16 protein-coding genes and 1 pseudogene are annotated in these 20,030 nt (G+C 38.2%); 13 read left to right on the plus strand and 4 right to left on the minus strand.

Going from position 1 to position 20,030, the window contains the following annotated elements; genetic code table 11:
- Positions 1-4: 4 nt before the first annotated feature.
- The 8 genes and pseudogenes from QI63_RS13205 to QI63_RS02890 all read left to right on the plus strand — a co-directional run.
- Positions 5-138 (plus strand): annotated as a pseudogene (locus tag QI63_RS13205) (integron integrase); the annotation flags it as partial.
- A gap of 270 nt (positions 139-408) precedes the next feature.
- The gene (locus QI63_RS02860) at positions 409-1,092 is read left to right on the plus strand and encodes an NYN domain-containing protein (RefSeq protein ID WP_255347325.1); all 684 of its coding nucleotides are present in this window, start codon (positions 409-411) and stop codon (positions 1,090-1,092) included.
- A 363-nt stretch (positions 1,093-1,455) separates the two neighbouring features.
- The gene (locus QI63_RS02865; RefSeq protein WP_044013719.1) at positions 1,456-2,133 is read left to right on the plus strand and encodes a CPBP family intramembrane glutamic endopeptidase; all 678 of its coding nucleotides are present in this window, start codon (positions 1,456-1,458) and stop codon (positions 2,131-2,133) included.
- A gap of 732 nt (positions 2,134-2,865) precedes the next feature.
- The gene (locus QI63_RS02870; RefSeq protein WP_044013721.1) at positions 2,866-3,891 is read left to right on the plus strand and encodes a hypothetical protein; all 1,026 of its coding nucleotides are present in this window, start codon (positions 2,866-2,868) and stop codon (positions 3,889-3,891) included.
- Between the two features lie 303 nt (positions 3,892-4,194).
- A complete protein-coding gene (locus QI63_RS02875) occupies positions 4,195-5,139 on the plus strand; it encodes an SNARE-associated domain-containing protein (RefSeq protein WP_044013723.1) in 945 nt (314 codons plus the stop codon).
- Between the two features lie 258 nt (positions 5,140-5,397).
- The gene (locus QI63_RS02880; protein WP_215904700.1) at positions 5,398-5,982 is read left to right on the plus strand and encodes a hypothetical protein; all 585 of its coding nucleotides are present in this window, start codon (positions 5,398-5,400) and stop codon (positions 5,980-5,982) included.
- A gap of 86 nt (positions 5,983-6,068) precedes the next feature.
- Entirely contained in the window at positions 6,069-6,632 is a 564-nt protein-coding gene (locus QI63_RS02885; RefSeq protein WP_044013727.1) for a hypothetical protein, read from the plus strand.
- Positions 6,633-6,814: 182 nt separating this feature from the next.
- Positions 6,815-7,435, plus strand: a complete 621-nt coding sequence (locus QI63_RS02890) for a hypothetical protein (RefSeq protein WP_044013729.1) — start codon at positions 6,815-6,817, stop codon at positions 7,433-7,435.
- 91 nt (positions 7,436-7,526) lie between these two features.
- Here QI63_RS02890 and rny read toward each other — a convergent pair whose 3' ends face one another.
- Positions 7,527-9,068 carry a ribonuclease Y gene (rny, locus tag QI63_RS02895; protein WP_044013731.1) on the minus strand — a complete coding sequence of 514 codons (1,542 nt, stop codon included), beginning with the start codon at positions 9,066-9,068 and terminating at the stop codon, positions 7,527-7,529.
- A gap of 200 nt (positions 9,069-9,268) precedes the next feature.
- Between rny and QI63_RS02900 the strand changes: the two genes are divergently transcribed.
- Entirely contained in the window at positions 9,269-10,705 is a 1,437-nt protein-coding gene (locus QI63_RS02900) for a sodium:solute symporter family protein (protein WP_044013733.1), read from the plus strand.
- A 122-nt stretch (positions 10,706-10,827) separates the two neighbouring features.
- On the opposite strand, the gene QI63_RS02905 is transcribed toward QI63_RS02900, so the two are convergent.
- Genes QI63_RS02905 through QI63_RS02915 form a run of 3 tightly spaced genes read right to left on the minus strand, consistent with a single transcriptional unit; the run spans position 10,828 to position 13,766 of the window.
- The gene (locus QI63_RS02905; protein WP_044013735.1) at positions 10,828-11,943 is read right to left on the minus strand and encodes an Mbeg1-like protein; all 1,116 of its coding nucleotides are present in this window, start codon (positions 11,941-11,943) and stop codon (positions 10,828-10,830) included.
- A 22-nt stretch (positions 11,944-11,965) separates the two neighbouring features.
- Positions 11,966-13,018, minus strand: a complete 1,053-nt coding sequence (locus QI63_RS02910) for a ParB/RepB/Spo0J family partition protein (RefSeq protein WP_081984381.1) — start codon at positions 13,016-13,018, stop codon at positions 11,966-11,968.
- On the minus strand, positions 13,011-13,766 hold the full coding sequence (locus QI63_RS02915; RefSeq protein WP_044016959.1) for a ParA family protein: 756 nt from the start codon (positions 13,764-13,766) through the stop codon (positions 13,011-13,013). Before QI63_RS02915 ends, QI63_RS02910 begins: the two co-directional genes overlap by 8 nt.
- A 63-nt stretch (positions 13,767-13,829) precedes the next feature.
- Between QI63_RS02915 and lon the strand changes: the two genes are divergently transcribed.
- The 4 genes from lon (at position 13,830) to QI63_RS13215 (ending at position 19,981) form a co-directional block, all read left to right on the plus strand.
- The gene (gene lon, locus QI63_RS02920; protein WP_235619760.1) at positions 13,830-16,265 is read left to right on the plus strand and encodes an endopeptidase La; all 2,436 of its coding nucleotides are present in this window, start codon (positions 13,830-13,832) and stop codon (positions 16,263-16,265) included.
- Between the two features lie 720 nt (positions 16,266-16,985).
- Positions 16,986-17,594, plus strand: coding sequence for a hypothetical protein (locus tag QI63_RS02925; RefSeq protein WP_044013736.1), 609 nt, complete (start codon positions 16,986-16,988; stop codon positions 17,592-17,594).
- A gap of 215 nt (positions 17,595-17,809) precedes the next feature.
- Positions 17,810-18,619: a hypothetical protein gene (locus QI63_RS13210; RefSeq protein ID WP_235619761.1), complete on the plus strand. Its 810-nt coding sequence runs from the start codon at positions 17,810-17,812 to the stop codon at positions 18,617-18,619.
- Between the two features lie 54 nt (positions 18,620-18,673).
- Positions 18,674-19,981: a hypothetical protein gene (locus tag QI63_RS13215; RefSeq protein WP_235619762.1), complete on the plus strand. Its 1,308-nt coding sequence runs from the start codon at positions 18,674-18,676 to the stop codon at positions 19,979-19,981.
- The last annotated feature ends 49 nt before the right edge of the window (positions 19,982-20,030 follow it).

Here is a 20,030-nt window from a genome sequence, read left to right on the forward strand (position 1 = left end):
ATGAGCAACACATCTACTGGAATCAGATTACGATATCCGCACCATCCAAGAGTTTTTCGATCCTAACGATATTAAGGCAGCTATGGTACCCGCGTTCTCAACCGCGGTGAGCTTGGTGTTCAAAGCCCTATAGATTGAATGCGATTTGTCTTTATCCTATTTAGCGAAGATAGGCCTAATCTGGCTGTTGATGGTGTGTTCCGGTGGATACTATGGAAGAAAGATTTAATTTCTTATCTTGTAACAGTTTAGATTGCGAACGAGTAGTTTTTATGATATTATGAGGAAGGGTCGGAACAATGTTATGTGGACTGCTCTACTAGAGCAGATGAGGAGGAACCGAAGAATGATAAATAGTGAACAAATAATTGCTTTATTAATCGATGCTGATAATACGCAAGAAAAAAAATGAAATCTGTAATAATGGAAATTTCAGCATACGGTAGAATTGTTGTAAAAAGAGCCTATGGTAATTGGACAAAAGAAGTGTTAAAGAAATGGGAAGATGATTTTAGAAATCTCGCTATTAAACCAATCCAACAGATTGATTATGTAAAAGGTAAAAATGCAACTGACATGGCATTAGTAATAGATGCCTTAGATTTTCTATATACTTCCAATTATGATACATATGCAATTGTTTCAAGTGATAGCGATTTTACTCCTTTAGCTATTAAACTGCGTGAATCAGGCAAATTCGTGATAGGTGTAGGTAAAGAGTCTGCCTCAGAAGCTTTTAAACAATCTTGTGATCTATATCTTTGTTTAGAAAAACTTAACATGGATTCTGATGAAGTTATTGAGGAAGTTGAAAATAATGTAAATAACAAAGAAACAGAAATAGACGAATTAGATAGATTGTTACAAATTGCTGCAAATTCTTATCAAGATGACGAAACTGGATATACAAATGTAAGTTCCGCAGGAACATATATAAAAAGGGTAAAACCTGATTTTGACATATCAAAATATGGTGTTAAAAAATTGCCTGAATATATTGAACGAAAATCTGATTTATATGAAATGACTAAATATAAAGGAAAAGGAACTGTTAATATTATAGCTTATAAACTTAAAGAAAATAACACATAACACAGTTTTCAAAGCCGACAAACGGGACTGTGCCCGTTTGCGGTTTAAAACAATGTTATGTGGACACCTAGTAGGGCGCGGGGTAGAAAAAAATGGAATATGTTTTAAAAGGTAAATCAAGTTTGGAAGATTATATAGATTTTAATAGAGCAGCCATTCTGCATAAAAAAAGTTATTTTTTATGATGTTTATTTATTTTTTTATAGTCAGCAAGCACTTTGTTTTTTTAAATATAATTTAGATACAAAGACTAAGTCAAAAAAAGGATTTGCATATCTTTTCGAAAATTGAAAGGATTATCAATTTATGCTAAAATAAAAAAGAGAAAATTTAAGTTAGAGATTATTGAGGAGAAACGATTATATGAGTAATGGAATATCTATTGGAAAAGGAATTCTATGGATGCTTGTTTGGTTTGGCTTTATGATTCTGTATACGATTCTTGATATTTCAATATGGAGAAAGATTGCCCCTGAACAAAGTAGGGTTTTAAACTTAATTACTGTTGCTTTATGTATAATAATATTTCTTAATCTACTAATGACAAAAACAAATTTCAAACTACATTTGTTTTCAAATATTTCTTTTCAAGGAATAATATTAGCATTAGGGTGTTCCATATTATTTTATTTTCTTTTAGATAAGGGATTAGATCCCATATTTGAAAATTTATTTCCATCAAGTAAAGAAAACTATCAACAAACTATCCGCTTAATAAAGATATCGCCGATTGCCACTTTTTTTGATTTTTGTATCCTTGCGCCTATTCTTGAGGAAGTTTTAATGAGAGGATTTTTGCTTAACGGTTTTTGCACAAACTACGGGAAAATTGTTGCCTTGCTCATATCTGCTACACTTTTTTCAATACTCCATTTTAATATCGTTCAAATGGTACCTTCATTTATATGCGGCATAATTTTAGGTTTGCTTTATTTTTATACTGATTCTATATTTTCTTGTATCCTTGCTCATATAGGGTATAATACGATTTCATATATGATGATAATGTTACCTATATGTGCATCATCTCAAATAACTTAGTTTAATTACAATCGAACTATTAAGATATAAAAATTTTGCTTATAATTTTATTTAAAGAGGGAGAAAATTGAAAACTATACTTAATATTTTTTCTAGAGGATTTATCGGATTTTATGCAATTCTGACTCTTATTGCAGTGATTGCAGAAATTAAGGGGATAGGTTTTAAAACTGTTCACTTGCTGTATTTTGTCGGATCTATTTTGTTGATTTCGGCTGCGGTTACGAATCTACCATGGCTTGTATATCTTTCTTTAGTGTTAATGATTCCATTAGTAATTTTTACCGGTTATGTGGTTGGGAATTTAGAATGGTCTCATATTATAGTTCGCATATTGATTACATTACTATTGTCTTTACTATACAGTTACTCAATTTGCTGAGTAAGTAGAAAAAAATGTAAAATATTTTTTTTAATATGTATGATGATAATCAGGTTTTTGATATTTAGCTAAAAGAGTGGGGGCAAGAATTTAATCGAACTATTAAGATATAAAAGTTTTGCTTATAATTTTATTTAAAAGGGAAATTGAAAATTAACACATAACACCCGCTTCAACCTGACATTTGTTTTGTCACGAAAGTTGCTGGAATCGGTCGCTGCTAGTGCAGCTCCCTTTTTAATGCAACTTTCGCGCCAACTTTGCCTTACGCTTTGCGTCGACAAAGGCACAAATGCAGGTTAAGTGAACGTTAGACTGCCCCCGTGGGGTGCTTGGTATGAGGGAAAGAAATGAAATTAAAGGATATATTTCTAGTATTACTTTTTATATTAATAGCCTCATTAAATCTATTTGCATCAAATTCTCGGAAATCTGAAATTGATAATATTTTATATTACGCAAATTGGATAAAAAATCATGAATATACAACTTATGAGAATTATGAAAATAAATTAAACTATACCACAATAGAAGTTTCTGATCGTGAAAAGTGTGGTTTCCTTCCAAATGAAATATCTTATACTAAGAATGCTAATCTTTACTGCACAGAAATATATCTTGATGATGTAAAAGACAGATTAATTGCGATGATGCAGATTGAAGGAAGCGGCAGATTCCCCTATCTTACGATTTTTCGCTTTGACAGTAAAAAACAAAAATGGATTATATATTATTACGGTGACGGCTCAGCTGGAAATTGCGGGTTAGTCTATCCTGTTCAAAATCCCATTACAGGAAAAACTTTATTTTTTGAAGAGGAACGTAATTTTGATAATAGACGTCTTGTAGCATATAATCTTCTTTCATTTAAAAATAAAAAATGGAAAAAAGAATCAACGGCAAGAGCCTGTTATGTTTATAATCTTACAAATGATGAAAAGAAATGGATTTCTTCTGGCATAATTGAAAAAATGGCTACGTTTGATTATTCATTCATGGGACTCAAAGGCGACCATCCTGAAATAATTGAGCGTGAAGTTTTAGATAAAAAAATCATCGCGAAACCTTATTATACTTCGGTTGGTTACATGGCTTCTAATTTTGAGATAATTATTTATAAGCGAAGGGGTGAAGTCCTTAAAAACGAAGGAAAAGCATTTGAAGACGAAAGAGAAATTTTAAAAATCAATGAAGGACAATGGGGATTCAATCTAGTTGAAAAAGGTAATAAATTTTATCTGGTATATATAGGAATGGGAAATTCCAGAGAACAACGAGTTTCAACAATAGAATCTTTTATGCTAAATGTTTTAGATTTATCCACCCTAGAAATTGTATACAGCAGTTATATAAACTGTGATATAGAATTTAAATAAAGAATATTTTTTAATCGACTCAATCTCGATTAAAAAATGGAATAGAACTTTAAGGCGAGTCAATATGAAAGCGTTGCGTAACTATGCAAAAGAGAAAGGGGGTTCCTATTTCTTCGTTAACAGATTCTGAAAAAGAGCAATTTACAAAAAGGAAATCTTGCAAATAGTAAGGTTTCAAATTCGTAGAGAGATAGAACCTAACACCGTTTTCAAAGCTGACAACGCAGACAAGCTGCGTTGCAGTTTAAAACAATGTTATGCTCACACGCTATAGGCGTGGTTTTTAGAAAAAGGGGGAATAGGATGGTTTTTCCAGGTTTAAAAAAATTGGGCAAAGAATTTGGGTTCAAAAATAACGGAACATATTTTTATGGATTTATAAATAATACATATGTTATGTTTGCAGATGGGGCGAATCAGAAAAATGTGAATTTCATATTTCCAATTGAATTAAATGAAGATGATAAAAAGAAAATTTTATCTTGGAAAAGGAAAGGATATGCAAAAACTATAGATTTTTTTCACGATCAGTCTTCTAATGTTTGTATTATATTTGCAGAATATTTTTTACCTTTCAAAATTTCAAAAATAAAAGAAGTAATTGAAGACATAACTGAGTATATTAAACAAAAATACCCACAAGAAAAATCAAAATGCAGTGGAGATAACTGTACAGCAACAGATGGACTTAATCTATTTGATGTTGATGGTATTCCGGTTCCAATGTGTTCTTCTTGTGCAAAAAGATTAGAAACTAAAATTAACAATGCGTATGAAGATTTTAGGCTCCAACCAAATAATTATCTTCAAGGTTCAATAGCAGCAATAGTTTTTTCTATTCCTGGAATATTAGTAACATTCATTTTATTTTTATTAGGTAGAATCGCAGGTGCGTCAGGTTTAATATATTTTTATCTTTCACAAAAAGGCTATGTTTGGGCAAAAGGCAAAATGAACAAGATAGGTGTACTTATAATTTCTTTAATAAGTTTGGTATATACGGCTGTTGGAGTATATTTAAGTTATATTGCTGTTATTATAAAAGAAGTATTAAAGCTTCCAGAAATAAAAGGGTATCCAATATTTGAAATTGTAAAGCTTTCTTTTGAATCAGTAAGAGAACCTGAAGTCAAAAGAGAATTACTTACAAATATATATTTATCGTTGTTTTTGTGTGGTATTTGTATTTTACTAAATATGATTCAGTTATTAAAATCAACTGGCAAGGTAAAAATAAAAAAAGCATAACAAGGTTTTCAAAGCCGATAAAACCTTTGTCACAAAAGTTGCTTTCCGCATCTTTGCACCGCTTCAACCTGACATTGCAGACAGACCGCAAGTGCAGATTAAGCGAATGTTATACGCACAGTGCGCCGCGCTGGAAGTTAAGGGGTAAAAATGTATTATTTTATTAAAGATCATAATTTGTTATCCTCAATAAATTACCTATTGATTTCGTTTGCTTTAATATGTGTTGGATTATGTGTGACAATATTGTGCAATAAAGTGAGTAAAAAAAAATTAGATGCAAGAAAAAAATCTAATATTCAAAAGACTGATGAATTCGTGCGCGAAAATATTGAAATTTATGAAATGCTTTTAAATAATTTATGGAAAAATAAGAAAAGAGAATATTTTAGTTATAAAGTCTCTATATATTTAATTGTAATTTATGTTATTCTTAATATAATTTCTTTTATTTTAAAGGGTCAATTATTTAGCAACAAAGCAATTTGCATCTTATATAATCTTTATTGGATGGTTTTGCTGATTCTACTAATTAATACATATAATTTCGTTATCGATAAAAAAGAATGGAAATTTTTACAAACAAAAAGTTCGATAACTTTTACAGATAAATATGTTCTCGAAAATAATGAAAAAATAAAATTAGTAGTATATTCTAATGAAGATGAATCTTGGCAATTTTTATCTGGCAGACAATTGAATACTGAAGATGCTAGAGTTGTGGCATTAGAAGAAATAATTATTAAATATCCATTGTATGAAGCAATGTATATATTGCCAAAAGGATATGTTGCTTCAAAAACAAAAAATAAATGGATTATTACTAAAGAACAAAACGGCTAACGCCGTTTTTGAAGCCGATATTGTACTTTCATGTAATACGGTTTAAAATAATGTTAGGTTGACACCTACGGCGCGAAGGAGAAAAAATGAGAAAACTCTTTTTATTATTAGTATTGGTAGTTATTGGAAGCCATGGTTTCCCCAATGAGTATGAACCTAAAAAAATGTTTACGGAAGTGAATGATGATGTTGCAATGTATTTGGGAGGCGTGGTTGCAAAAGGAACAGGGGTAACAGCATTGCAGACCAATATCGTACCTCAAGGAAAAGCTGATATTGTAATAACATCTGCGACAGAAAAAAAATTTGAAATAACAGGAATGAAATGCACCTCTATGGTACAGGCCTTGGATGCAAGTAATAATGAAGTAGCTTATATGGTTACATTATTTACCGTAAAAGAATCTTCACTCAAAAAACTGAATAAACAAGTTAAGAAGAATCAAGTAAAGTTCTCCACCTTGCTTAATACACTTGGCGAAAAGGATTTAGATTCAGAAATGGCAGGAACTGCAGAAGAACCGGATACGAATACTTTTACTAAACTTAGAAATTTGCAGGTATATGATATCTTTGTGAAAACATTAGAAGGCAAAGAGATACATCTTCAAATTTATGTAGAAAATTTCCATGACGCTAAGGATTTGTAATTATTTGAAGCAAAAAATGAGTGCTCAAGCATAATTTGCTGGGTATATGGTCCGAACAACTCTGACATCACTATCATCAGACTTAAATCTCAGACAAATGAACAGCCCCGAGCATAAAGTTCCTATCGGAAGTATTTATATTTAAGGTGTAAGTGACTTTGTGACTTATAATAGGTAAGTATATGAAAAAAGTATTTGAAACGAATGATAAAAGAGAAAGTAGCTTCTTAAAAAATCATTTAAATGATAAATATTATGAAAGTGAAATCCGAAATGCTTCAGGAAAGTACGAATTATTTGTAAATGAAAATATTTACGATGAAGTCTTGATTGAAATAAATAAAATCGGAAAGAAATTATCAGGTGATATTGTTTTAGATAAAAAAGAAAGTTTAAAAGAAAATAAATATAAAAAAGGTTCCTTTTTATATTTCGTTGAAAAATACTTCCAATTGAAATATATACATTTATTTACATTTTCTATAATTTATTCTTTGATAATAAATATACCTTTCATCATACTCTCAATTAATAGAACAATAGTAGAAAAAAGTTTCAATACTGAATATTTAGTGATTTCACTTCTGCCGTTTTGCATAATGATATTTCTTAGCCAGTTAATACTGATTTGTACCAGATATTATCAGACATTAGAAATGGTGAATGAGATTTTTGTAATCAGAATCGGTAAAAAAAATGACTATTCAAGCTTAAACTACAAAATAATTAATTTTATTATTGCTATTATTGGTCATATAGTTATTACGGGTTTTATGATTAAAATTTATATAGAACTTATGTAGTAAATAATAAAAAAGCCGCCCTATTAAGGACGGCCTTTTACTACTCATTACCGATTATCGATAAATAGAATTGCTTTACCGAACATTTCCGTTATCGTGCGTATTCGATAATACGTGTTTCGCGGATGAGCGTTACGCGGATACGGCCGGGATATTTCAGATCATTTTCAATCTTTTTCGCAATATCCCTGCCCAAGGCCTTCACTTCTTGGTCGGGTATCTTTTCATTGTTTACCAATACCCGTAACTCGCGGCCTGCTTGGATTGCATACGCTTTTTCAACGCCTTGGAACCCTTCTGCAATTGCTTCAAGGTTTTCGAGCCGTCTGACGTAATTGTCCATCGTTTCGCGGCGGGCACCCGGCCGTGCGGCAGAAATAGCATCGGCAATCTGCACCAGTATGGATTCCACACAGGATGGCTCAATATCATTATGGTGCGAACCAACCGCATTGACGATACGCGGATCGAGGCTCATCTTCCGCGTCATCTCCATACCAACTTCGGCGTGGTTCTTGTCGGAATCCGCTTCGGCACCTTTACCGATATCATGCAGTAAACCGCCGCGTTTTGCGATTTCCACATTCGCGCCGATTTCTGCGGCAAGCGTACCTGCCAAAATAGCGACTTCTTTGGAATGCTGCAATACGTTCTGCCCGTAGCTTGTCCTAAAATGCAAGCGTCCGAGTGCACGCACCATTTCCTGTCCCATATCGTGAATACCGAGGTCAAAGAGCACTTTTTCCCCTTCTTCATACACGGTTTGCGAAATTTCGCGCGTAACCTTCTGCACAATTTCTTCAATCCGCGCAGGGTGGATTCGGCCATCCAGAATAAGCCGTTCCAATGCGATACGGGCAATTTCTTTCCGCACCGGATCGAAACAGGAAATAACGACAGCCTCGGGCGTATCATCAATAATAATATCGACGCCGGTCAAGGTTTCCAGCGCACGTATATTGCGCCCCTCACGCCCGATAATCCGCCCCTTCATTTCATCACTCGGTAAGCTCACCGTAGAAACGGTTATATCGCTTGTTGTCTCCGTAGTAAGCCGCTGAATGGTCGTAACCAAGATATCACGCGCTTTTTTTTCAGCGGTAAGGTTGGCTTCTTCTTCTATTCTATTGATAAGAACCTGCGCATCCTTCTTCGCCTCATTTGCAAGGCTCTGGATAATTAAATCCTTGGCCTGCGCCTGTGTTAAACCGGAAATCCGCTCCAGTTCTTCCTTATACCGTTCTTCCTCCCCATCCAAGACTTTTTCACGTTCGTCAAGCGCATCCTTCCGCTCAACGAGTTGCTTTTCATTTTTTTCTGCCAATTCCAGCCGTTTATCCAGCTGTTCTTCTTTTTGGGTTAAGCGGCGTTCCATCCGTTGAAGGTCGCTTCTCCGTTCGCGGTTCTCTCGTTCTTGTTGATTTCTTTCCCGAATAAGTTGTTCTTTTGCCTCAAGAAGAATATCCTTCTTTTGAGCTTCAGCCTCTTTTATAGCCTCCTGTAAAACCCGCTCTGCACGCTGTTCAGAAGCAGATAGTTGAAATCTGGCATACAGCCAGCGAATCGTCCATCCAAGAATTAAACCGATAATTACGAGAGCAATACAAACGATCACCATCATGATTCCAGTCATGTTTGCTCCTTATAACAGTAGATAACTGTCATCTTAAACTTTATACTGAATACCTCAAAATGTCAATAATTTTCAATTTTCCGAACAGGTTTAATATGTAAAAAACCGGAAGTAGCAAATTATAAGAAACTATAGTAATATAGTTATGGCATTTCTAAAATTTTAATCACCTGTAGAGATGCCCATAAACAGGAGGAGCTATGAATACGATAGTATTGGTCATTGTTGTCGCATATCTTTTATTGATGCTTTTCATCGGCTGGGCATCTTCAAAAAAGATTAAAACGAACGAAGATTTTATGGTAGCCGGAAGGCGGCTGGGACCGATTTTAATGGCAGGAACATTGACTGCTACGGAAATCGGAGGAGGAAGCTCGCTCGGTGTCGCAGAAAAATCCTTTACGAATTGGGGATTGAGCGCATTTTGGTATGTTGCAACGATGGGTATTGCCTATATCGTACTTGCCGTATTTGCCCCCCGTCTACGCCGGACAATGGTTAAAACCGTACCCGAATACTTTAGACGCCGATACAGCGGCTCGGCAGGGTTGATTACCGCAATTATTATGATTTTACCGCTGATCGGTTTGACAGCCTCTCAGTTTATCGCTTCCGCGACAATCGTATCTTTTATGCTGAACATAAATTACTCCGTAGCGGTTATCATCGTTGCGATTGTTGTTACCGTATATTCGATTATGGGCGGTTTATGGAGCGTTACCATTACAGACTTTGTACAGGTATTCTTGATTATCATCGGTATGGCACTTGCGTTGCCGTTCTCTCTCAATCTTGCAGGCGGTATGCAAGCCGTCGTAGCAAATGTTCCGCCCGACACATTCAGTCCGTTTAAGGGCATTGGCGTCGGCGCGATTATTTCGATGACGATTATGTATGTTGCATCTTTTTCGGTAGGGCAAGAGGCAGTTTCGCGCTACTATGCCGCTCGTGATGAAAAAGCTGCCGTACAGGGGTCAATCATTTCTGCAATACTGAACTTTGCGTATGCCTTTATTCCAACGCTTCTCGGTATCATTACGTTGGCACTTATCAATATGAAAAAAATAGATGGAGATATCATACTGAGCCAAGGTCCGAAATATGCGCTGCCGCATTTAGCGATGGCAACAATGCCTGCATTGATTGTCGGACTTCTCTTTTCCGGTATTATTTCTGCAACGATGTCGAGCGCCGACTCTGACTTACTGGGCGCAGGCTCCATATTCGGGAACGATATTTACAAAATTTATATCAAACCCAATGCAACGAACCAGGAAGTTATGCGGGTTACACAAATCACCATGTTGATAGTCGGTGTATTCGGTATGATCATCGCACTGTTTAACACAGGCAGTATTATTAAGCTGCTGATGTTCTCGTTTACACTACGGGCAGCAGGAGCTTTCTTCCCGTATGTTATGGGGCACTATTGGAAGCAGGCTTCAAATATCGGTGCTATAGCGTCACTCATTGCCGGCAGCATTGTCGTTATCATTCTTGAACAAACAAAGACTTCGCTTTTCGGTCTTGACCCCATTCTTCCGGGATTGGCGGTTAGCTTTGCTTGCTTTATTATCTGTAGTAAGGCATTCAAACCGAATATTGAAAGCCTTGAATTAGCGGAAGAAAACGACTAGGGTAATGCAACTCCTCGCAGTTTGAGGTAAAAATCCGGACTGCGAGCGCTGTTCCTAACTTTTACAATCAACAACCCCGACGCAAAGCATCGGGGTATTACCCCCTCGCACGAATTAAGGCATTACGGATAGGGGAAATGCGTGTAAACGGCTCCGAAAAAGGCCTTGATAACGGCAAACAGCTCTCGCCGCCGGTCAGAATCTACCGTATGCAGCTCTTTTAAAATATGCAGTGAATGAGCAAGTCCGTTAGCCGTTAATTCACTGAGTGTTTCCGCACCGGTGCCGAACAGAACGGCAAACAACGTTTCGATAAATTCTTTCCGCTCGGTATCGGTAAGATGAGAAAGCCATTCTTGCATGGTTTTTTCCGCAAAATAGCTTTCCTTTGTCCGCCCTTGCTGATAGGTTACAAACTCATCCCGTTTAATTTGCCAAGAAAATACATCATGCTGCCAGAAGGTGTTGGTTTCGGCGCTTTCAATAACGGTATAATGCGGCAGATAGGATAAAAGCACACCGACAACAGACGACTGCGGAATAAAGGAAGAGATTTTAGGGATAATCGCTTGAAATCCGCTCCGCTGTTCAATATCAAAGGCAAAGCCCGGACCGTCAAAGCAGAACACCCGCTCAATCCGCTCCTGTATCGAAGCGGCGGCAGTCCCAGCCGCATAGAGCGCAAGGTTTCCGCCCTTAGAATGCCCCGCAATATAGAGCTTTTCGGTGCTGCACACAACGGCAGCTTCCGCAGCCGCCGAAAGATAATCCGCCGCTGCAGCATGAGAGGGGATGGGGGCGGAAAGGCTCAAAAGGCAGTCTTCTTTCCATCCGATAATCGAGTCATCCGTACCTCGATAGACAACACAGGCAGCCCCCGTTGGAAGCAGGGCTGTAATTGCGGCAAACTGCTTATCCGCACTGCGGTCAATCTCATTCACAAAGCCTTTTAAAAGAATGGAACCGAAGCGCTCCGTTTCCCCAGCAGTTTTGAGCAAATCAGCGGTGAGCGGGTTGATTAACACACCGAACTCTTCGGGGGTTCCGCGCGTAGAATCGGCGGCATAGATACGGGCAGCTTCCCGCAGCGTAATACCGCCGCCAAATTGGGCTGGAACAATATCGAAAAAGTTAAGGTAAGAAAGTTGACACAGCACCAGCGCGTCTACCGCATTGAACGGACGCACCTCAAAGGGAAGATCGCCGCGCCAAACTACATAATCGGAAAGGTTTGCCATCGAAGGTTATGTTCCTGCAATGCTATTTTGCGGCAATTTTATTATATAGCGCATCAAGATCCGCCTGCGAAAAGTACGAAATATGCACGATGCCTTTTTCAAGGTTGCCTTTAATTTCCACTTTTGTACCCAGCGCATTGATAAATTGCTGCTCAATATCTTTGACCGCAAGCTGTGCATCATCCGCTTCCGGCCGGCTTACCGGCTGCGGTGCCGTATTTTTCTGTCCGGCGCGGCTACCGTTTTTCAACTGAGCTGCCTGCATTTCCGCTTCACGCACCGAAAGCGACTGCTCCGTAATGCGGGTAAACAGCAGCGTTTGATCCGCCGGATTAATAAGCGAGAGGATTGCCCGCGCATGACCTGCGGTGATGGAGCCTTTTTCCAGCGCCGTCTGCATTTCGTCGGGCAGCTGTAACAGCCGCATCGCATTGGCAACCGCCGGCCTGCTCTTCCCTACCCGCTTGGCGGTTTCCTCCTGACTGAGGTTGGACAGCTGCATAATCTCCTGATATGCCTTCGCCTCTTCAATCGGATTGAGGTTTTCCCGCTGGATATTTTCGATAAGTGCAATTTCAAGCTTTTTGCTGTTTTCAAATTCACGGAAGATAACCGGAACCCGTGTAAGCCCCGCTAAAAGCGCCGCCCTCGTTCTCCGCTCTCCTGCAATAATATAGTATTCATCGCCGTTTTTTTCCGCGATAATCGGCTGAATAATCCCGTGTTCTTTGATGGAAGCGGCAAGCTCCTGCAAACTCTCTTCGTTAAAGGTACGGCGGGGTTGAAACGGATTAGGCTTTAACAGCGCAGGGTCAAGCTCAACCGGAGCAGAACCGACCGTATCGGCGCGATTTTGAGTACCGGCTTGTTGTACAGCAGCCCCTTGCGTCATACCCTGCTGCTGCATTACAGACAAACCGCTATCCGATTGGCCACCCGCCGTTTGCCCGATGGCAGATTGCCCGTGATTTGGCTGTACATCCGAGGATTGTGCAGTAGCATCATTTGAGTACAAATCCGTGATGTCGGGAGAAAGCAAGGAATCGAGCCCTTTACCCAGTGCAGATTTAGGCACGGTCAAGCACCTCCTGAGCGAGTTTTGCATAGCTGCGGGCGCCGATACAAGAATCGTCATACTTGCAGATGGGAAGCCCGTGGGAGGGCGCTTCGGAGAGGCGGACATTACGCGGGATAATCGTACTGCATACGCGGTCTTTAAAATAAGCCGTAACCTGCTGCACGACTTCCTGCGCGAGCTTTGTGCGGGAATCGTACATCGTGAAAAAGATACCGCCGATTTTAAGGCGGGGATTGATTTTTTCCTGTACTCTTTTAACGGTTTGCAAAAGGAGCGTTAAGCCCTCAAGCGCAAAATACTCACACTGCAACGGAATAAATACCTCATCCGCAGCGGCGAGTCCGTTCAGCGTTAAAATCCCCAATGACGGAGGGCAATCAATTAAAATATATTCGTATTCTTCTTTAAGGAGCGCAAGATTGTCGCGGAGAAAAAATTCTCGGGATTGCTGATCAACCAGTTCGATGGTCGCACCCGATAAATTGATATCGGCGGGGATTGCATACAAATCCTTAACCGCCGTCGGTCTGACCGTTTTTTGGATAGGAATTTTTCCGGCAATTGCATCATAAATACTCGGCTGCTTTTTGGAAATCCCGACACCCGACGACATATTTCCTTGCGGATCAAAATCTACAAGCAGCGTTTTTTTCCCTGCCTGTGCAAAGTATGCGCCGATATTGACGGCTGAAGTGGTCTTCCCTACCCCGCCTTTTTGATTAACAAAAACAATACTTGTCCCCATACGGGGCAGTATACCGCATTTTTCCAATAGATAAAAGGCCATTTATTGACTTTTCGTTGAATAATGACGATATTTAGAGCTATGGATTCAGATACTTCAAAGACTTTAGATACGCCGAACGCGGCAGATACGTCAACTCAACAAGACGCAAAGGCGGTTATTCCAATCGAAGAACTTTTGCCTAAAAAAATCAATCTTATTCCGCTGAACGGCCGGCCTATTTATCCGGGGATTTTTACCCCGCTTTTGATAAACGACGCCGATGATATCCGCTCTGTCGAAGAAGCGTACGGCAGCACCGGTTTTATCGGTCTTTCGCTGTTAAAAAACGAGACGGAAGATCCGGGAGCCTCTGATGTATATCAAATCGGAGCTGCTGCGCGAATTATCAAAAAAATCAACCTGCCTGACGGCGGTATCAATATTCTTATTTCAACCTTAAAGCGGTTCAAAATCCGCAAAGTTGTCAACGAGAAAAAACCGATTGTCGTAGCGGTTCAGTATCTCGAAGATGAAGAAGAAAATACGGTTGAGGTAAAGGCGATGCTGCGCGGGCTTATCGGAGAGATGAAAGAACTTTCCGAAAACAACCCGCTCTTTACGGAAGAGATGCGGCTCAACATTGTCAATATCGACCATCCGGGAAAGATTGCGGACTTTACTGCCAGCATTTTAAACATCCCGAAAGAGGATCAGCAAAAAATACTGGAAACGATCAACGTCCGTGAACGGATGGAAAAAGTTTTTGTTCATATCAAAAAAGAAAAAGAGTTGCTCGATGTCCAGCGGAAGATTCAGGCCGATCTGAATACGCGGATTGAAAAAAATCAGCGCGAATACTTTCTGCATGAAGAGCTCAAAAGCATCAAAAAAGAACTGGGCTTGAGCTCCGATCCGAAGGATGCCGATGAAGAGAAATTCCGCAAGCTGATCGACTCATTCCATTTTGAAGGTGAAGTAAAAGAGACGATAGAAGCTGAGTTTGAAAAATTCAAGTTCCTTGAACCGAATTCGCCTGAGTACATTGTCGGACGGAATTATCTTGAAACCGCGCTAACGCTCCCGTGGAATCCTCCCGAACCGGAAGCGTATAATATAGAAGAAGCGAAAAAAGTTTTGGACGCGGATCATTACGGGCTGGAGGATGTAAAGAAGCGGATTATCGAATACCTTGCGGTACGGAAGCTAAAAAACGATACGAAGGGCTCGATTGTTTTGCTGGTGGGACCGCCCGGTGTCGGTAAAACGAGTGTCGGCAAGTCGATTGCCCGTGCGATGAATAAACCGTTTTTCCGGTTCTCGGTGGGCGGTATGCGGGATGAGGCTGAAATTAAAGGTCACCGCAGAACGTACATCGGCGCGATGCCCGGCAAGATTTTGCAGGGATTAAAAATCGTGAAAACAAAGGCGCCGGTCTTTATGATTGACGAGATCGATAAGATGGGGCAAAGCTATCAGGGTGACCCTTCCAGCGCTTTGCTTGAAGTGCTCGACCCCGAACAGAATGTCTCGTTCCGCGACCACTACCTCGATCTGCCGTTTGACCTATCGCATATCGTATTTATTCTGACGGCGAACACGCTTGACGGTATTCCGCGTCCGCTGCTCGACCGCGCTGAAGTTATTCAACTCGCGGGTTATATCGATTCGGAAAAGGTAGAAATCGCAAAGAACTACCTGTTGCCGAAAAGCCTTGAGAAAAACGGCTTAAAGAAAGCGCAGGTAAAATATTCCAAGCAGATACTGCTGCATATTGCGAACGGCTATGCACGGGAGGCGGGGGTACGCAACTTTGAAAAGAACCTCGATAAGCTCCACCGGAAAATCGCCGTTGAGCTGGTTACCGGCGAGCGCGACGAAAAAGATGTGTTTGCGCCGGATACCGCCGAAATCGAAAAGATGCTCGGCAAACCCATTTTCCGCGACGATGACATCAAATACGCAAAGGTTCCCGGCACGGCGATCGGGCTTGCATGGACAAGCATGGGCGGCGATACCCTGCTGATAGAAGCCTTGCCGAATAAGGGCAAGGGGCAATTCCGCCTGACCGGTCAGATGGGCAATGTGATGAAGGAGTCTGCCTCGATTGCATGGACATGGGTGCGCCACTTTGCCGACGCACATGGTATTGCAAGCGTTAAGTGGTTTGAAAGCCACGTTATCCACCTGCACATTCCGGAAGGCGCAACACCCAAAGACGGCCCTTCCGCCGGCATCACGATGACTGTTGCACTGCTTTCGCTGTTGTCCGGTAAGGTGATTAAACCGAAGCTCGCTATGACGGGAGAGCTTTCGCTGACCGGTCAGGTACTCCCGATCGGCGGCTTAAAAGAAAAAACCATCGCCGCCCGCCGCAACGGTATCAAGGAGATTATCATCCCCGCCGCAAATATCCGCGACCTCGAAAAAATCCCCGAGCACATCAAGAAAGGCATTCAGTTCCATCCTGTTACAAGGATGGAGGAGGTTATTCAGAAGGCCTTCCCTCATACCTTTTGAAATATACGGCACATCTGCGTTGTCGCTACGCCGAAATAAATGCTCAACGTATACCCGATACGTCTCCGCTTTATTTCGGCTAGGCTCCTAGCATCTGTGGCGTCTATTTCAAAAAGCTTACGGAAGGGGTGCATCTACTTCGTGCTGCACAAAAATAAATATTAAACGTATCATTTCCAACAAGAATGCCGATGGTTCCAAGCAGAAGTGATGTTTTTGTGGAACAAAAACTCGCCGTCAGGAATGTGCATGGATGCACATTCGCCGAACAATGGCATCCATGCCAAAAAAGTCTGAGCAACTGCTTGGTATACTGAGTCGTGAGGAAACCGTAAAGATATTTTCTCTTTTGCTCAGGAATGACTGAGGTCTTTTTATCCGCATGTTGGAGTGTTGTTCTTACAAAGTGGTTGCAGTCGATTTTCATGCCCTATCAACCGAAAATGTATCCTATTTAGTGAAGATAGGCCTAATCTAGCTGTTGATGATATGTTCTTGGGAATATTATAGAAGAAAGATGTTATTGGTTTAATCCGCGATAGTTTAGATTGCAAATGGGGCGTTCGTATGATATTATGAGGAAGGGGCGAAAAGAAGTTAGGCACACGCCTCCGGCGGAGGGAAATATTTCTGCATTGATTATTGAAAAGAAAAATACGACGGGGTATTCTGAGAATGATATTAGGAATATAAATTATTACTATTAAAAGGAGTTCAAGAATGACTACAAATGATTGGGTGGATCCAAAAGTTATGGTGGCAATTTATGCTGCTGTTGTATCAACAGTTTCGCTAAGTTGGAATATTATTTCTTCTGTTAATAACAATAGGAGAAAAATAAAAATTAAAACAAAATTTAACATAGTATTCACAAAAGATGTTTTTGGAAACTTCTCACCAGTTGTTGCTGTATTATCAACAGAAGTTACAAACTTTGGCAAAGAAGAAATTCATATTAAAACAATTGCTCTTAATTTTTGTGGAAAAAAGATAGAACTAATGGGAGTTCAAGCAGATTCAGTTGCTTGTATTGATATGTCAGGAAAAACAAAATTACCTCACATATTACGAAAAAACGAGATATTTAAGGATGACATGGGTACAGATAGCTTACTTGATAGTATTGGCAATAAACTAGAGGCAAATGATAAGGTAAGAATTGAAATAGATGATACCTTAGGAAATAAATATTTCTCATCCACAATGAAGTATGGAGATATTATCAACCATTCAAAAAGTGCAAAAGAAATAAACAGAAAAAAGTGCAAAACAAAAGCATTAAAGCTAATGACCGATAATATTTTTTGCCTAACACCCGCTTCAACCTGACATTGCGGACAGCCGCAAATGCAGGTTAAGCGTTAGTTGAACGGCCGCTGCGCGCCCGTTCAACGGAGCGGCGGAACCTCCGCCTGTCGTCCGGCGCACAGCGCCGTCCAACACGCGAATTAAGCTGACGGCAAAGCTCAAAAGCCTTTCGGCTTTCTCGCTTCTTGCAGCTTATCCGCCGCCCCGTTAGGCGGACGGTTCGCTGCGCTATTATTATGGAGGAATATAATATCATGATGAAAATATTCAAATTAAAAAGGGAACGTATATTTTGTGCAGAATATGAAAAACTTACCCAAAATAATGAAATAGAATTCAGCACTAATAAAATTGCTGTAATATATGGTCCAAATGGAACTGGAAAAACAAGTTTATCTTCAATTTTAGAAAAAGCTGCAAATTCTGAGTTTGATATTGAATTTAACAACATAAGATATACAAATAATGGAGAACCTTTCGCTCATATAATTCATGACCAAAACGGAAGAAATATAATAGAAGGCTCAACTGAAGATTTTATACTTGGAGATAACATAAAAAAAGAATATCAACTGAAAGAACAATTAGATAAAGGATTTCGAAATTTATATGACTCATTAATAAATGTATTAAAAGTTAGATTTGGTATTACAACAAAGAACTCTGTATTTTTATCTTTGTTGGATGATGATAAGTTAAAAGACTATATTTCTGATTTAGCGAATAATAAGCAAAAAGGAAATAATATCGATAAGGAAGATTTTTTAAATTATTTTAACGAAAAAAATGCTCTTGACGTATCATCTTATGATGATGAGAAATTTTATTTTTTTGTTGATAATAAAAAAGACAAAACCTCATACTTAAATGCTTTACGACAACTTAAAAAAGATACATTCTGTAAAGAAGAGCAATATATAAAAATTGAACAGACGAACGATGCTATATCAATATTAAAAAAATATCAAAATATACATAATTGCATCGTATGCGATAACGATATAAATCAAGAAGCTCTATTAGCAAAAAAAATCAAACGAAAATAAAAATGCTTATAATACGCTATCAGATAATTCAAAAAAATAATAGATGGGATTATTATGAAAGTCCCTGCAGATGACAAATTTGAAATAAAAAAAGCTTTGGAAGAAATTTTTTTTACAGGTAATTTGGATATTTTAGATAAGTTGTTAGCAGAAATTGAAACGTATGAAGTTTTATACAAAAATCTTTTGACGAATGAATTTATCAATGCTATAAAAGACGCAAATCTATTAAATATTTATAATGAATACAAGAAAATAGTATCTGAAAAACCTGAATTCGAGGATGAAGATGTTATTTTTATAGAAAGCTTCTTAAACAGTTGCTTAGAAAAAAAGATAACATTGTCTCGTGATGAAAACAAGAATATACGTTTATTATTAGATAATAAAGAATTCTTAAACCAGGAAAGAACAAGCTTGAAGCTTAGTAATGGCGAACAGAATTTTTTGTCATTATCATTTGAACTACTGAAAGCAAAAAAAGTCAACGAACAATTAGTCGTTTTAGATGACCCTATTTCAAGCTTTGATTCTATTTATAAAAATAAAATTGCATATGCCATAATCAAATTTTTAAGTGATAAATATTCTTTAATTCTTACACATAATACTGACTTAATAAAATTGTTAGAGCATCAATTAAATAATTCTTTTATCTTATACTATATGAACAATACTGAAGGTGAAAATAACGGTTTCTTAAAAATAAATGATCATGAAAAACGTATATTATTATATATTCCATCATTGATTAAACTTTTTTGTTCAGACATTGCACCTGAAATATTGAATGAAAAGGCATTTCTTATATCAATCGTCCCCTTTCTTCGAGGTTATTGCTATTTAATCCAAAATAATGAAAAAAAAGACAAATTGACAAAAATAATGCATGGATATGAGACAGAAAGCGTAAATTTATCTTTATTATATAATGAATTATTCCAAACAAATATTATAGAAAATGAACACGTTATATCAGTACATGATATTTTATCTTATGATATTGATGATTTAAATATTTTAAAAAAGGATAAATTCCCATTGTTGGCAAAAACGCTAATGCACAGCTTTACCTACCTTTATCTGCGAATGACTGTCGAAAAAAAACTTGTTGATAAATATGGGGTAGATACAAAAAATAATTGTATGCTAAATCAAATAATAAATAAAGCTTTCCCAAGTAGCAAAAAAGACCTGGAAAATACAAAGAATAGAATTTTCTTCTTATCAAAGAAAACTCTATTAAATGAATTTAATCATTTTGAAATGGACATGAATATTTTTCAACCAGCCATAGATATCACAGATAAAGCTCTTGAAAAGGAAAAAGAGGAAATATTAAAAAAGTTAGGTTCTTTATAGAATTCGCCTAACACCGTTTTCAAAGCCGACAAACGGGACTAAACCCGTT

It is taken from the genome of Treponema sp. OMZ 838 (assembly GCF_000775995.1).
Classification (GTDB): Bacteria; Spirochaetota; Spirochaetia; order Treponematales; family Treponemataceae; genus Treponema.

Bases quoted from the DNA above. Each gene is read 5' to 3' on its own strand.
- QI63_RS02865 (WP_044013719.1), top strand. From the start codon at position 1,456: ATGAGTAATGGAATATCTATTGGAAAAGGAATTCTATGGATGCTTGTT.
- QI63_RS02925 (WP_044013736.1), top strand. From the start codon at position 16,986: ATGACTACAAATGATTGGGTGGATCCAAAAGTTATGGTGGCAATTTAT.
- QI63_RS02885 (WP_044013727.1), top strand. From the start codon at position 6,069: ATGAGAAAACTCTTTTTATTATTAGTATTGGTAGTTATTGGAAGCCAT.
- QI63_RS02905 (WP_044013735.1), bottom strand. From the start codon at position 11,943: ATGGCAAACCTTTCCGATTATGTAGTTTGGCGCGGCGATCTTCCCTTT.
- rny (WP_044013731.1), bottom strand. From the start codon at position 9,068: ATGACTGGAATCATGATGGTGATCGTTTGTATTGCTCTCGTAATTATC.
- QI63_RS02875 (WP_044013723.1), top strand. From the start codon at position 4,195: ATGGTTTTTCCAGGTTTAAAAAAATTGGGCAAAGAATTTGGGTTCAAA.
- QI63_RS13215 (WP_235619762.1), top strand. From the start codon at position 18,674: ATGAAAGTCCCTGCAGATGACAAATTTGAAATAAAAAAAGCTTTGGAA.
- QI63_RS02915 (WP_044016959.1), bottom strand. From the start codon at position 13,766: ATGGGGACAAGTATTGTTTTTGTTAATCAAAAAGGCGGGGTAGGGAAG.
- QI63_RS02890 (WP_044013729.1), top strand. From the start codon at position 6,815: ATGAAAAAAGTATTTGAAACGAATGATAAAAGAGAAAGTAGCTTCTTA.
- QI63_RS02870 (WP_044013721.1), top strand. From the start codon at position 2,866: ATGAAATTAAAGGATATATTTCTAGTATTACTTTTTATATTAATAGCC.
- QI63_RS02860 (WP_255347325.1), top strand. From the start codon at position 409: ATGAAATCTGTAATAATGGAAATTTCAGCATACGGTAGAATTGTTGTA.
- QI63_RS02900 (WP_044013733.1), top strand. From the start codon at position 9,269: ATGAATACGATAGTATTGGTCATTGTTGTCGCATATCTTTTATTGATG.
- lon (WP_235619760.1), top strand. From the start codon at position 13,830: ATGACGATATTTAGAGCTATGGATTCAGATACTTCAAAGACTTTAGAT.
- QI63_RS13210 (WP_235619761.1), top strand. From the start codon at position 17,810: ATGGAGGAATATAATATCATGATGAAAATATTCAAATTAAAAAGGGAA.